The organism is Streptomyces sp. NPDC054961 (assembly GCF_053609145.1).
On the sequence record NZ_JBSGWY010000011.1, the window covers coordinates 21,879 to 35,436 of the forward strand.

13 protein-coding genes and 1 riboswitch are annotated in these 13,558 nt (G+C 73.5%); of the genes, 9 read left to right on the top strand and 4 right to left on the bottom strand.

The annotated features are described in order from the left end of the window. Positions 1 to 163 precede the first annotated feature (163 nt). Positions 164 to 805, bottom strand: coding sequence for a hypothetical protein (locus ACWF9Z_RS13080; protein WP_453601146.1), 642 nt, complete (start codon positions 803 to 805; stop codon positions 164 to 166). A gap of 250 nt (positions 806 to 1,055) precedes the next feature. Between ACWF9Z_RS13080 and ACWF9Z_RS13085 the strand changes: the two genes are divergently transcribed. The 6 genes from ACWF9Z_RS13085 (at position 1,056) to ACWF9Z_RS13110 (ending at position 7,395) form a co-directional block, all read left to right on the top strand. Next, positions 1,056 to 1,919 carry a bifunctional methylenetetrahydrofolate dehydrogenase/methenyltetrahydrofolate cyclohydrolase gene (locus ACWF9Z_RS13085; RefSeq protein WP_453601149.1) on the top strand — a complete coding sequence of 288 codons (864 nt, stop codon included), beginning with the start codon at positions 1,056 to 1,058 and terminating at the stop codon, positions 1,917 to 1,919. Positions 1,920 to 1,950: 31 nt separating this feature from the next. Further along, positions 1,951 to 2,457 carry a DUF3017 domain-containing protein gene (locus tag ACWF9Z_RS13090; RefSeq protein ID WP_453601152.1) on the top strand — a complete coding sequence of 169 codons (507 nt, stop codon included), beginning with the start codon at positions 1,951 to 1,953 and terminating at the stop codon, positions 2,455 to 2,457. 645 nt (positions 2,458 to 3,102) lie between these two features. Next, the gene (locus ACWF9Z_RS13095; protein ID WP_453601155.1) at positions 3,103 to 4,092 is read left to right on the top strand and encodes a malate dehydrogenase; all 990 of its coding nucleotides are present in this window, start codon (positions 3,103 to 3,105) and stop codon (positions 4,090 to 4,092) included. Between the two features lie 161 nt (positions 4,093 to 4,253). Next, positions 4,254 to 5,981, top strand: a complete 1,728-nt coding sequence (locus tag ACWF9Z_RS13100; RefSeq protein ID WP_453601157.1) for a hypothetical protein — start codon at positions 4,254 to 4,256, stop codon at positions 5,979 to 5,981. Beyond that, positions 5,971 to 6,387, top strand: a complete 417-nt coding sequence (locus ACWF9Z_RS13105; protein WP_453601160.1) for a hypothetical protein — start codon at positions 5,971 to 5,973, stop codon at positions 6,385 to 6,387. Before ACWF9Z_RS13100 ends, ACWF9Z_RS13105 begins: the two co-directional genes overlap by 11 nt. Positions 6,388 to 6,390: 3 nt before the next feature. Continuing rightward, complete coding sequence (locus tag ACWF9Z_RS13110; RefSeq protein WP_453601163.1) at positions 6,391 to 7,395, top strand: hypothetical protein; 1,005 nt, start codon at positions 6,391 to 6,393, stop codon at positions 7,393 to 7,395. Between the two features lie 131 nt (positions 7,396 to 7,526). Here ACWF9Z_RS13110 and ACWF9Z_RS13115 read toward each other — a convergent pair whose 3' ends face one another. Then, entirely contained in the window at positions 7,527 to 8,024 is a 498-nt protein-coding gene (locus ACWF9Z_RS13115; RefSeq protein WP_356651991.1) for a carboxymuconolactone decarboxylase family protein, read from the bottom strand. 46 nt (positions 8,025 to 8,070) lie between these two features. Between ACWF9Z_RS13115 and pdxR the strand changes: the two genes are divergently transcribed. After that, positions 8,071 to 9,486 carry a MocR-like pyridoxine biosynthesis transcription factor PdxR gene (pdxR, locus tag ACWF9Z_RS13120; RefSeq protein ID WP_453601166.1) on the top strand — a complete coding sequence of 472 codons (1,416 nt, stop codon included), beginning with the start codon at positions 8,071 to 8,073 and terminating at the stop codon, positions 9,484 to 9,486. Between the two features lie 27 nt (positions 9,487 to 9,513). Here pdxR and ACWF9Z_RS13125 read toward each other — a convergent pair whose 3' ends face one another. Beyond that, entirely contained in the window at positions 9,514 to 10,428 is a 915-nt protein-coding gene (locus ACWF9Z_RS13125) for a hypothetical protein (protein ID WP_453601417.1), read from the bottom strand. A 112-nt stretch (positions 10,429 to 10,540) separates the two neighbouring features. Between ACWF9Z_RS13125 and ACWF9Z_RS13130 the strand changes: the two genes are divergently transcribed. Together ACWF9Z_RS13130 and ACWF9Z_RS13135 are read left to right on the top strand one after the other, a co-directional pair. After that, complete coding sequence (locus tag ACWF9Z_RS13130; protein WP_453601169.1) at positions 10,541 to 10,855, top strand: hypothetical protein; 315 nt, start codon at positions 10,541 to 10,543, stop codon at positions 10,853 to 10,855. 26 nt (positions 10,856 to 10,881) lie between these two features. Beyond that, positions 10,882 to 12,072 (top strand): glutathionylspermidine synthase family protein, encoded by a 1,191-nt coding sequence (locus tag ACWF9Z_RS13135; RefSeq protein ID WP_453601171.1) that lies wholly within the window; start codon positions 10,882 to 10,884, stop codon positions 12,070 to 12,072. Between the two features lie 65 nt (positions 12,073 to 12,137). On the opposite strand, the gene rocD is transcribed toward ACWF9Z_RS13135, so the two are convergent. After that, positions 12,138 to 13,346: an ornithine--oxo-acid transaminase gene (gene rocD / locus ACWF9Z_RS13140; RefSeq protein WP_453601174.1), complete on the bottom strand. Its 1,209-nt coding sequence runs from the start codon at positions 13,344 to 13,346 to the stop codon at positions 12,138 to 12,140. A 110-nt stretch (positions 13,347 to 13,456) separates the two neighbouring features. Beyond that, positions 13,457 to 13,547: riboswitch (ZMP/ZTP riboswitch) on the top strand. Positions 13,548 to 13,558: the final 11 nt, after the last annotated feature.

A 13,558-nucleotide genomic window follows, 5' to 3' on the forward strand; every position in this document is an offset into this window, starting at 1 on the left:
CACCCGCCCCCCGGGGTGCCCGGCCGGCACCCCGCGGGCCGGCGCCGCACCCCCACCGGCCGACGCCCGCCCCCCGCCGGGGGGGGGGGGGGGCCTTCGCCGTGGTCGTGGTCGTGGCCGCGGCCGGTACGGGCGGTCGAACCCGTGGCCGCGGCGCGAGCCGTCAGTACAGCGGGCGCTTGAAGTAGTCGCCCGAGGCCGAGTTGGCCAGGCCGACGATGATCCAGACGCCCAGGCCCAGCGAGATGACCGCGAAGACCAGCGAGAACATGGCCGGGTTGACGCCGGACGAGTTCGAGCTGCCGACCGCCGCGAGGTTGCCGAGCACGCTGATCACGGCGAAGAGCGACTGCAGCGAACCGAAGACGATGCCGGAGGCCCGGACGCCGCCGCGGCCCTTCTTCAGCTTGGCGGCGGTCAGGATCGGCCACAGCGAGAAGCCGAGGAGGATGATGCCGACGACGACGAACACGCCGCCCGCGATGGCGCCCGCGTCGCTCGAGGACGAGCTGCTGGAGTCGGAGAGGGCCGAGGCGAACAACGCGCCGCCGACCATCACCAGGACGCCGGCCAGGGCCTGGAGGCCACCGAGTATGAACATGATGACGCGGGCGGCCTTGGCCCCGCCGGGCATCGGCATGGGGGAGCCCGGGTAGCCGGGGACACCCGGGTAACCCTGGGCCTGCTGGGGGTAGGCGTAGCCGCCCTGCGGCGGGATGCCCTGAGGCGCCTGCTGCGGGTAGCCGTAGCCGGGCTGGCCCTGGGGCTGCTGCCCGTAGGGGTTGTTCGGGTCGCCGAAACTCATCTTGGGGTGTTCCTCCGTGGAAGTGCGGGGACGCACGGCACGCTCGGAGGAATCGCTGCAGTGGTGCGGCCCGCCCCCCGGCACTGCCCGCGGCACATCTTGCGTGCATCGTCGTCCGGTCGGGGCGGACTTGTCCAGCCGCCGCGCAGCGGGCCGGTGACTTGTTGTGCAAGTGCAATGAACCGAATCGAACCGTTCGCGCGGCGGACGCGACTGGAACCGGGACCGTCCCATCCGGGAGGATGGGGTCATGACTGCCCAGATTCTCGACGGCAAGGCCACCGCAGCCGCGATCAAGTCCGAACTGACCGCCCGCGTGGCGGCGCTCAAGGCCCGGGGCATCACCCCCGGCCTCGGCACGCTGCTGGTCGGCGACGACCCGGGCAGCCGCTGGTACGTGAACGGCAAGCACAAGGACTGCGCCGAGGTCGGTATCGCCTCCATCCAGCGCGAACTGCCCGCGACGGCCTCCCAGGAGGACATCGAGGAGGTCGTCCGCGAGCTGAACGCCGACCCCCACTGCACCGGCTACATCGTGCAACTCCCACTCCCCAAGGGCATCGACACCAACCGGGTCCTGGAGCTGATGGACCCGGCGAAGGACGCCGACGGCCTGCACCCCATGTCGCTGGGCCGGCTCGTCCTGAACGAGCCGGGCCCGCTGCCGTGCACCCCGTACGGGATCGTCGAACTGCTGCGCCACCACGGCGTGGAGATCAACGGCGCCCACGTGGTCGTCCTCGGCCGTGGCGTCACCGTCGGCCGGTCGATCGGCCTGCTGCTCACGCGCAAGTCGGAGAACGCGACCGTGACGCTGTGCCACACCGGTACGCGCGACCTGTCCGGGCTGCTGCGGCGGGCCGACATCGTGGTGGCGGCGGCCGGTGTTCCGCACCTGGTCAAGCCGGAGGACGTGAAGCCCGGCGCGGCCGTGCTCGACGTCGGCGTCAGCCGGGACGAGAACGGGAAGATCGTCGGGGACGTGCATCCCGGCGTCGCGGAGGTGGCCGGCTGGATCTCCCCGAACCCGGGCGGCGTCGGGCCGATGACGCGGGCGCAGCTGCTCGTGAACGTCGTCGAGGCGGCGGAACGGATCGTCCCCAGTGCGGGCTGAGCGGGCTGAGGGGGCGGAGGCGGCTGACGCGGTGGGTCCGGCGGGTCCGTCGGGGTCGCCGGGTCCGGCGGGTGCTACGGGTGCCAAGGGCTCCCCGGGCGGGGTCGGGGCCGGGGCCGGGGTCGGGGGAGAGGCCGACGCCGCCGCCGCGGGCAGGTCGCGGAGGTTCCCCTCCATCACCCGGGACACCGCCCGCCCCGAGGGCGGCGGCCGGGCCGCTCCCGGCGGCGCGCCGGCGCCGGCCCGGCAGTGGCCGATGCTGGCCGTGCTCGCCGCGACGGCGGCAGGGCTGCTGACGACGGCCATGGGTCACCCGCGTGGGGGGTGCCTGATGATCGGCATCGCGCTGATCGCGGGGTCGGTGATGCGCAGGCTGCTGCCGTCGGTCGGCATGCTGGCGGTGCGGTCCCGGTTCACCGACATGGTCACGTACGGGCTGCTGGGCGTGGCGATCACGCTGCTCGCGCTGGTCATGGAGCCGAGGCCGTTGTTGCACATTCCGTTCCTGGAGAGTGCGGTTCGGTTCACCGTGCGCTGACCGGGGGCCTGGCCGGCCGTGGCTGGGCCTGTGGCTGTGGCTGTGGCTGTGGCTCGGCCTCCGCCGTGCCTGTGGCTGCGCCTGTGTTCGGGAGTGCGGTGGTCGGTCCCGGGGGGGGCTTGTCCCCTACCCGCCCTTCCACCGTTCCCCGGGCTCGCCCGGACCCGTGGGACCCGGGCTGCGCCCGGAGCTCCTGGGGCTCCGCCCCCGACCCCGCGCCTCAAACGCCGGCGGGGCTGGAAGTACGCCCACGGGGCGGAAGTACGCCCGGCGGGCTGGAAGTACGCCCGGCGGGGCTGGAAGTACACCCACGGGGCGGAAGTACGCCCGGCGGGGCTGGAAGTACGCCCGACGGGCTGGGAGTACGCCCGCGGGGCTGGGAGTGCGCCCGTGGGGCTGGGGAACACGCCGACGGGATGGAATTGCGTCGGTGGGGCTGGAAGTACGCGCACGGGGCTGGAAACGGGTCGGTGGGAGTGATCGTGTGCCGTGTGCCACACGGGGTGGGGGATTGGGGTGGGTCAGGGTCGGATAGCCTGACGGGCGGATGTCTCTTCACGTCAAGATTTACCGGGCCATGGAGCGGCGTCCTCCCAGCACATGGGGCAGGGACGCCCCACCGCCAGCTGTCTAACGGAGAAGGCCATGACCCGCACTCCCGTGAATGTCACCGTCACCGGCGCCGCCGGCCAGATCGGCTACGCGCTGCTCTTCCGCATCGCCTCCGGTCACCTGCTCGGCGCGGACGTGCCGGTCCGGCTCCGTCTTCTGGAGATCCCTCAGGGCATGAAGGCCGCCGAGGGCACCGCCATGGAGCTCGACGACTGCGCCTTCCCGCTGCTCGCCGGCATCGACATCTTCGACGACCCGAACAAGGGCTTCGAGGGTGCCAACGTCGCGCTGCTCGTCGGCGCCCGCCCGCGTACCAAGGGCATGGAGCGCGGTGACCTGCTCGCCGCCAACGGCGGCATCTTCAAGCCGCAGGGCAAGGCCATCAACGACCACGCCGCGGACGACATCAAGGTGCTGGTCGTGGGCAACCCGGCCAACACCAACGCGCTCATCGCGCAGGCCTCCGCGCCGGACGTACCGGCCGACCGCTTCACCGCGATGACCCGCCTGGACCACAACCGCGCGATCTCGCAGCTCGCGCAGAAGACCGGCTCCGCCGTCTCCGACATCAAGCGCCTCACCATCTGGGGCAACCACTCGGCGACCCAGTACCCGGACATCTTCCACGCGGAGATCGCCGGCAAGAACGCCGCCGAGGTCGTCAACGACGAGCTGTGGCTCGCCGACACCTTCATCCCGACCGTCGCCAAGCGCGGCGCGGCGATCATCGAGGCCCGCGGCGCGTCCTCGGCCGCCTCGGCCGCCAACGCCGCCATCGACCACGTCCACACGTGGGTCAACGGCACCGCGGCGGGCGACTGGACCTCGATGGGCATCCCGTCGGACGGCTCCTACGGCGTCCCGGAGGGCATCATCTCCTCCTTCCCCGTCACCACCAAGGACGGCAAGTACGAGATCGTCCAGGGCCTGGACATCAACGAGTTCTCCCGTGCGCGCATCGACGCGTCCGTGGCGGAGCTCGTCGAGGAGCGCGACGCGGTGCGCGAGCTCGGCCTGATCTGAGCCCCGCCGTACGGCCGTTCGTCGGTCCGGAGCCACCACTCCGGACCCGTGGGCCCCGTACGAACCAGTACGAACATCGAAGCGCCCCGGCCAAACCAGGCCGGGGCGCTTTGGCGTGAATCTTTCTGTCGCTCCGCGTAAGGGATATCTAAAGTCGGTCGGTGACCGAGATCCCGATTCCCCACCAGCCCACCAGCGGCGGCGGACGGGGTGATCCCCGCGCGGGACGCTCCCCGGTGCACCCCTCCCTCAGCGAGGCAGGCCGCTTCCTGTGCGCGGGTACGTACCTCGACGCCGGCTACCGCGACCGGGTCATCGACGAGCTGTACGTCCACGAGGAGCGGATCGTCGCTCCCTCCTACGGCTACGACGCCTCCCGGGTCCTGGCCCACGCGCTCCGCGCCCGCCGCAGCGAACTCGGCTGGGCCGCCGGGGTCCTCGGCGCCTGGTTCGTCGGCTCCCTGCTCACGGGCGGCATGGTCTCCGTGCTCATCGGGCCCTTCCTGCTGCTGAGCCTGGCCGACTGGCTGCGGTCGCGCAGCGTCCCGCTGTTGCGCGTGCTCTCCGTGATCCTGCGCGTCTACGTGTGGTGGATGCTCCTCGCCGTCCTGTTCATCTTCGGCTTCGGCGGCCTCGTGCTCGGCGGCCTCGGCGACGCGGACGGACCGTTCGGCCTGCCGTTCCTCCCGACGGGCGGGCAGGTCACGGGCGCCGTCAGCTTCTGGTGGGGGCCCGTGGTCTTCGCCGGGATCGTGACCGTCGTGGGACTCCAGCGCGGACACGTCTTCCGGACCATCGCCACCGACCTCCACGAACACCGCTACGCCGACCACGCCGGCGACCCTGCCGAGGCCGTCCAGGGGGCGCGCTTCCAGCGCATCCGCCAGCGGATCCGGGCGGAGCAGTTCGCGCCGGTGATCATGTACGACGTCAACGACCCGTTCTGCGGGGCGGGTGATCCCTACCGGCCCTGGCAGCTGTCCGTGGAACTGCGCCCGCGCGAGGACCTCGGCCCCGACCGCAAGCCGGCGCCCGTCACCAACGCCCGCATCCTCGAGCGGATCGTGCCGCTGCTGGAGGGCTTGCGCGTGCCCTCGCCGCACGGTTCCGACGAGGCCGCGGCCGCCGTCGGGGACCGGCTGCGCGAGCTGGTCGTCGACGAGTGCGTGTTCCTTCCCGCGGGCGGACTGCCGCACCGGGACACCGCCCAGGTGGTCCACGGGCAGTACGCCGAACAGCGGGCCGCCGCCGTCGAGGAGGGCGGCGAGCGGCGCCGGCACTTCCTGCGCGTCCGGGTGGGCGGCTGGGACGAGAACCTCGTCGTCACCGTGTTCGTACGCGTCCACACCCAGGGCGGGATGATGATGCTGGAAGTGGCGCCGCACGTGCTGCTCCCGGTCCGCGTCGACTTCCACAACGCCGACGCGGACGCCCAGCGCCACCGGAACAACAACTGGTTCGGGAAGGCCGTCTGGGCCGTGCGCCACACCCCCCGCTCCCTCGCGGCCTCCGTCACCACCCTGGGCCGGGGCCTGGTCAGCTGGTGGCGGATCGCCACCGCCGGCCACGGCGGCGCCCGGCCCGAGGGGCCGCGCGTGTCGGTGCGCGAGCTGGCCTCCCAGGACAACGGCTCGCTGTTCCACCTGATGGACCTCGACCGCTTCCTGAAGACGGTTCAGGACCGGGTGGTCGGGGGTGTCGTCCTCGCCCTGCACGAGGCGGGCTGGCACACCGAGGAGTTCGCGCGACGCGCCGTCAACGTGGCCGAGGGCGGGGTGTTCATCCAGTCGGTGAACGGCAGCTCCTTCAGCGTCGGCGGCAGCGGCAACACCAACAGCACCGGCCACCACAACGGCGCGAGGGGCAGGAGGAGCAGCGGTGACAACTGACGGCATCGGCGCGGGTGAAGGTACGGGTACGGGTACGGGCGCGGACGGGCCCGAGCCGTCCGTGCGGATCGGCTCCGTGACCGGCAGCGCGTTCAGCATCGGCGGCGGCGACAACACCAACACCGTCCACCACGGCGGCGCGGACGCCGGAGCCGTCGGGCCGGAAGCACTGCTGGAGGCGGTACTCGAGCTGCGCGCGGCCCTCGTACGGCTGCCGCGCGGCGAGGACCGGACGGCGCTCGACGCCGAACTGGACGGGGTCGCCGAAGGACTGGAAGGGGCCGCGGAGATCCGCCCCGGCCTGGTCGGCCGACTGCGCGGGGCGCTGGAACGCTGGGCCCCGCTGGTGGAGTCGGTCAGCGCGGCCACGGCGCTGGCCGGGCTGCTCGCCTCGCTGGGGGGCTGAGCCGTGGCTCCGCAGCAGCCGCAGGGCGCACCCCGCTGGGACGGGCGGACCCAGCGCTGGGTGTCGGACGGGCAGGCGCCGCCGCCACAGACCCCGCCCGAGGCTCCGCAGCCCCAGGCTCCGCAGCCCCGGGCGCCGGAGGCGGGCCAGGCGCCGCCGCCCGCTCCGCCGGGCCACGGGCCGTTCGTGCCGCAGCCCCCGTACGGGCCTCCGTTCCCGTCCCCGAGCCCGTCCCCGTCCGGACCGGTCCACGACCCGTACGCGTACACGTACCCGCATCCCGGGCCGTCGGCGGCGCCGGAGCCGCCGCGCCCCGAGGGGTGGCGCGGCCGGTGGCTGACCCCGACCACGGCGATGGTCGCGGTGGCCGCGCTCGCGATCGGCGCGACGGCCGTCTGGTTCACGCAGCGGGACACGGGGGAGCCCGTGGTCGGAGGGCCGACGGCTTCGAGCGTTCCGTCGAGCGGCGGCGGGCCGGGCACGGGCTCGCCCACGCGGACCGGCTCGCCCTCGCCGGACGTCAGCCCGAGTGCGACGCCCGGCCCGAGCGCCACGGCCGGCCCGAGCGCCGACGCCGCGCACGAGACCGTGCGGGACGCGAAGGGCTTCACGATCGCCGTTCCCGTCGGCTGGAACCGGGAGGAGGGCGCGAGCGGCGTCTTCTACCGCTCGCCCGACCGCAGCGCCCTGATCCAGGTCTTCACGGTGGTCGAGCCCGAACTGACCCCGCTGGGAGCCGTCCAGGGAGCCTCCGCCGATCTGCGGGCCCGGACCACGGGCTTCCAGGAGGTCCGGCTCGGCCCGGTGCAGGACGCGACCGAGGCCGCGGAGCTCGTGTACGAGTACGACAGCGCCGAATCGCACGGCCGGCGCCGCGGTGTGGAGCGGGTCTTCGTCGCGCGGGACGGCAAGAAGTGGGCCGTCCTCACGGCCGGTCCGGCTGCCGAGTGGACGCTCACGCAGGCGCACCACTCGGCCGCGCTGGCCGCCTTCCGTCCGGGCGGCTGACCCGGCGCCCGCGGGGGCCGGGCCAGCCGGCGACGGGTCGCCCGACGGCCCCCGCCGGGCGACCCGTCCGCCGGGCGACCCACCCGCCCGGCGCGTGTCCGCCCCGCTCCGGTCCGCCCGGCTCGGCCGTTCTACTTGTACATGCCCGGGGTGTAGTGCCCCGGGACCAGGCGGGTGGTGACGCCGATGCGGTTCCAGACGTTGATCGCCGCGATCAGGGCGATCAGCTGGGCCAGTTCCTTCTCCTCGAACTGCTTCGCCGCCCGGTCGTAGACCTCGTCGGGAACGAATCCGTCGGTCAGGACGGTCACGGCCTCCGTCAGCTCGATCGCGGCGAGCTCCTTCTCCGTGTAGAAGTGCCGCGACTCCTCCCACGCGGCGAGGAGCAGCAGCCGCTCCACGTCCTCGCCGGCCGCGAGGGCGTCCTTGGAGTGCATGTCGATGCAGAAGGCGCAGTGGTTGATCTGCGAGGACCGGAGCTTGACGAGCTCGACCAGGGACGGGTCCAGCCCCTTGGACGCGGCGGCGTCCAGGGCCACGGCGGCCTTGTAGAACTCGGGGGCGAGCTTCGCCAGCTGCATGCGGGGGGTGTGCTCGGGTGCGTTCTTGGTGCTGTCCGTGTTGTTCATGGATCTACCGTACGAGCGGGGCGGCCCGCCCTTATGGTCCATATCCATGACGGAATCGTGGGCCACTTTCGGGGCCGACCTGCATGTGGAGCTCTCCGCCGGACGCGGTCTGCGCGCCGGTCTCACCGAGGCGCTGCGCGAGGCGGCGCGCAGCGGCCGGCTCGCCCCGGGCACCCGGCTGCCCTCCTCGCGCTCGCTCGCCGCCGATCTCGGGATCGCCCGCAACACGGTCGCCGAGGCGTACGCGGAGCTGGTCGCCGAGGGCCGGCTGACGGCCCGGCAGGGTTCCGGCACCCGGGTCGCCGAGCGGGCCCCGGAGCGGCGCTCCGCGGCGGCCGCGCCCGTACGGCGACCCGTGCGCGCGAAGACCTCGTACAGCCTGATGCCCGGTTCCCCGGACCTGGGCGGCTTCCCGCGCGCGGCCTGGCTGGCGGCGGCCCGGCGGGCGCTGGCCGATGCCCCGAACGAGGCCTTCGGGTACGGCGATCCGCGCGGGAGGGTGGAGCTGCGGGAGGCGCTGGCCGGGTACCTGGCGCGGGCGCGCGGGGTGTACGCGGACCCGGAACGCATCCTGCTGTGCGCGGGGTTCGTGCAGGGGCTGCTGCTGATGGCGAAGATGCTGCGGGCCCGGCGGGTCCGCGACATCGCGGTGGAGGGGTACGGGCTCGACGTGCACCGCGACCTGCTGGCCGGGGCGGGGCTGCGGACCCGGCCGCTGGAGGTGGACGCCGAGGGGGCGCGCACCCAGGACCTGGCCTCGACGGCGGGCTCCGCGGCGGGGCAGGGCGTGGGGGCGGTGCTGCTGACGCCGGCGCACCAGTTCCCGACGGGCGCCGCGCTGACACCCGGGCGGCGGGCGGCGGCGGTGGACTGGGCCCGGTCCACGGGCGGTCTGATCCTGGAGGACGACTACGACGGGGAGTTCCGCTACGACCGGCAGCCGGTGGGCGCGTTGCAGGGACTGGACCCGGACCGCGTGGTCTACATGGGGACGGCGAGCAAGTCCCTGGCGCCGGGGCTGCGCATGGGGTGGATGGTGGTCCCGGCCGGGCTGATGGACGAGGTGCTCGGGGCGAAGGGCCGGGACGAGTGGAGCTCCGGCGCGCTGGACCAGCTGACGCTCGCGGAGTTCATCCGGTCCGGGGCCTACGACCGGCACGTGCGCGGGATGCGGCTGCGTTACCGGCGGCGCCGCGACGAGCTGGTGGCGGCGGTCGGGGACCGCGCGGGGGTCTCCGGCATCGCGGCGGGCCTGCACGCGGTGCTGGACCTCGCGCCGGGCGGCGAACGGGCGGCCCTGCGGGCGGCCGCGTGGCAGGACCTCGGCCTGCAGCCGCTGTCGTCCTTCCGGCACCCGGAGGCGGCCGGGGCGGTGCGCGAAGCCCTCGTCGTGGGCTTCGGGACGCCTTCCCAGAGCGCCTGGGCGCCGACCCTGGCGGCTCTGGTGGCGGCGCTCCCCTGAGGGGGCCGGCCGGGAGCCCGGCTCCGGTCAGCGGGCCGGCCCGGGAGACGGTTCCGCCGCCGGGTCCGCCGGGTCCGCCGGGTCCGCCGGGTCCGCCGGGTCCGCCGGGTCCGCCGGGTCCGCCGGGTCCGCCGGGGGTTCGCCGAAGCGGGCCAGCGCGAGGGCTCCGGCGACGGCGACCACGAAGCCGGTGACCGCCAGCCAGGCCAGCCCCTCGCGGGTGCGGTCGCCCAGCCAGATCACCCCCACCGCCGCCGGGCCGATCGTCTCGCCCAGCACCAGCCCGGCCGTCGCCGTGGTCACGGAGCCGCGCTGCAGGGCCGAGGTGAGCAGCAGGAAGCCCGCGCCACCGCCCAGCAGCAGCGCGTACAGGGCGGGGTTCCTCAGGGCCGAGAGCGAGATGTCGTCGATGAGCCGGACCGCCACCTCCACCACCCCGAAGCCCGTTCCGGCCGCCAGCCCCAGGGTCAGCGCCCGGCTGCGGTCGGGCAGGCCGCCGGCCACGGCCCCGGTCACGAGCACCAGCCCGGCGACCGCGAGCAGCCCCAGTTCCAGCGCGAGCGACCCGGTCCCGGAGCCTTCCTCGCCCGAGGCCAGCCCGAGCATCACCAGCCCCCCGCACACCACCCCCACCGCGGCCCACTCGGTGCCGCTGAGGCGTACCCGCAGCAGCCGTGCCGCGACCACCGCGGTCACCGCGAGGCTGGCGGCGAGGGCCGCGCTCACCGCGTAGATGGGGATGTGGCGCAGGGCGATGATCTGGAGGACGAAGCCGATCCCGTCCAGGCCGAGACCGGCGAGATAGCGCCACTGGCGCAGCGCCCGCAGGAGGAGGGCGGTGTCGACTCCCGAGCCCGTTCCCGGCTCGGCCGTCCGGGCCGCGACGGCCTGGAGGACCGAGGCCGTGCCGAAACAGATCGCCGCACCGAGCGCGCAAATCATCCCAAGAAGCACGAACCGACTCTAGGTCACGGATCCGGGGACGGCCGGATTCCATCGGCCGGGGGCCTCGATCTAGTCTGTCGGCAGCACGCCACTAGGGGGAGCAGCAGACATGGACAGCAGCAGTACCAACCAGCGCCGCATGCGGTCCGGCGCCGTCGTGCTCGGCGGCATGGGCCTGCTCGCGGCCACGCTCGTGGCCTGCGGCAACAGCAACGAGCCGGACCGGCGCTGCGTCGACCGGACCACGCTCGACAAACTGGACGACAAGTACTGCAAGAGCAGCGGCGGCGGCTCCGGCCGGGGCACGTACTACTACGGCGGCTCCGTGCGGAACGGCAAGGCGTCCGGCGGCAGCTTCGACAAGTCCGCCGTCACCCGCGGCGGCATCGGCGGCCACAAGAGCTCCGGCTCCAGCGGCGGCTGACCGGAAACCCGAGGGACTGCACACCCATGAAGCGGCACACCATCGAGCCCCGTCCCGACTGGCAGAAGACCGTCGAGGAGCAGGGGCTGATCTACCCCCTCACCCGGTACCCCGACGACTCCCTGCGACCGTACTGGGACGAGAGCGCCTACTACTCCTTCTCGCTGCCCGAGGTCGAGGCGCTGGAGAACGTGGTCGAGGAGCTCCACGCCATGTGCCTGGCGGCGGCGGAGCACATCGTCGCGCACGACCGCTTCGCGGACCTCGGCATCACCGATCCGAAGCTCGCCGGGCTGATCGCCGAGTCCTGGCGGCGGCGCGCCGAACAGCCCTCGCTCTACGGCCGCTTCGACCTGAACTACGACGGCGGCGGCGGCCCGGCCAAGATGCTGGAGTACAACGCCGACACCCCCACCTCGCTGGTGGAGGCGGCGGGCCCGCAGTGGTTCTGGATGGAGGAACGTTTTCCCGGCGCCGACCAGTGGAACTCCCTCCACGAACGGCTCGTCGACGCCTGGCGCCGGCAGGCGGAGCTGCTGCCGTCCGCCACGGTGCACTTCGCGCACTCCGAGACGGACGAGCTCGGCGAGGACCTGATGACGGTCGCCTACCTGCGCGAGACGGCCGAGCAGGCCGGCCTCGACGCGCGGGCGCTGTCCGTCGAGCGGATCGGCTGGGACGGCCTGACGGAACGCTTCGTGGACGAGAAGCTCGGCTTCATCCGCGCCTGCTTCAAGCTCTACCCGTGGGAATGGCTCGTCACCGACGAGTTCGCCCCGCAGGTGCTGGGCACGTACGACCTCGGCGGCGGCTCCGGCACGACCGCCTGGATCGAGCCGCTGTGGAAGATGCTGCTCTCCAACAAGGCGCTGCTGGCGGTCCTGTGGGAGCTCTTCCCCGAGCACCCGAACCTGCTGCCCGCCTACCTGGACGGCCCGCGCGAGCTCGCCGGCACCACCGGCTACGTGGCGAAGCCGCTGCTGGGCCGCGAGGGCGCCGGGGTCACCCTGCACCCGGTGGGCGGCGAGCCGTTCGCGCCGGAGCCGGACGAGACGTACGTCTTCCAGGCCCTGGCCCCGCTGCCCGACTTCGACGGCAACCGGGTGGTGCTCGGCGCGTGGGTCGTCGAGGACGAGGCGGCGGGGCTCGGCATCCGCGAATCGGCGGGGCCGGTCACGGACGAGTACGCCCGCTTCCTGCCCCACGTCATCGTCTGACCGCCGGCCGGTCAGCCGGTCACCGGTCAGCCGGCCGGCCCGCGCGCCGGCCGGCCACGCGCCGGCTAGTCGTCCGAGAGGACCGACCTGAGCTGGTCGAGGCCCCAGTCCAGGTCCTCCTTGCTGATCACCAGCGGCGGCGCGATCCGGATCGTCGACCCGTGGGTGTCCTTGACGAGCACCCCGAGTTCCATCAGCTTCTCGGAGATCTCCCGCCCGGTCCCGCGCGCCGGGTCGATGTCGATGCCCGCCCACAGCCCGCGGCCGCGTACGGCGGTCACCGCACCGCCGCCGACCAGCAGGTTCAGCTCCCGGTGCAGGTGGTCGCCGAGTTCGGTGGCGCGCTGCTGGTACTCGCCGCCGCGGAGCATCGCGATGACCTCCAGCGCCACGGCGCAGGCGAGGGGGTTCCCGCCGAAGGTGGAGCCGTGCTCGCCCGGCTTGAAGACGCCGAGGACGTCGCGGTCGGCGACGACCGCCGACACCGGGACGACGCCGCCGCCCAGCGCCTTGCCGAGGATGTACACGTCCGGGACGACCTCCTCGTGCTCGCACGCGAAGGTCTTGCCGGTCCGGCCCAGCCCCGACTGGATCTCGTCCGCCATGAACAGGACGTTCCGCTCCCGCGTCAGCTCCCGTACGCCCCGCAGGTATCCGGCGGGCGGTACGAGGACGCCCGCCTCGCCCTGGATCGGCTCCAGGAGCACGGCGACGGTGTTGGAGGTGACGGCCGCGGCGAGCGCGGTGAGGTCCCCGTACGGGACGATCTCGAACCCGGGGGTGTAGGGGCCGAAGTGGTCGCGCGCCTCGTGGTCCGTGGAGAAGGACACGATCGTCGTCGTGCGGCCGTGGAAGTTGTCGGCCGCGACCACGATCTTGGCGTGGCCGTCCGGGACGCCCTTGACCTCGTACCCCCACTTGCGGGCGGTCTTCACCGCCGTCTCCACGGCCTCCGCGCCCGTGTTCATGGGCAGCACCGCCTCCTTGCCGCACAAGGCGGCGAGCTCGGTGCAGAAGTCCGCGAAGCGGTCGTGGTGGAAGGCGCGGGAGGTGAGGGTGACCCGCTCCAGCTGGGCGCGGGCGGCGTCGAGCAGACGGCGGTTGCCGTGGCCGAAGTTGAGGGCGGAATAGCCGGCGAGCATGTCGAGGTACCGGCGACCCTCCACATCGGTCATCCACGCGCCTTCCGCCGTGGCGACCACGATGGGCAGGGGGTGGTAGTTGTGCGCGCTGTGCGCGTCGGCGGAGCGGATGGCATCAGAAGTTGCAGACACGGGGTCTCCGATCGTCCGTCAAGGCCTGTGACGAGGGTGGCGTCACTGTGCATCCTCGCTCGTATACCGGACGGAGAAACCTTTTTCGTGGCGTGCCCGCTAAGCTGTGCGGCACGCACGGCGACTGGCGTACGGAGAACCAACTCCGGGGGAGTCGTGCGCGCACGACCGCATACAGGGCCGCTCGCCTGGGCCTCGCGGGGACGAGATCT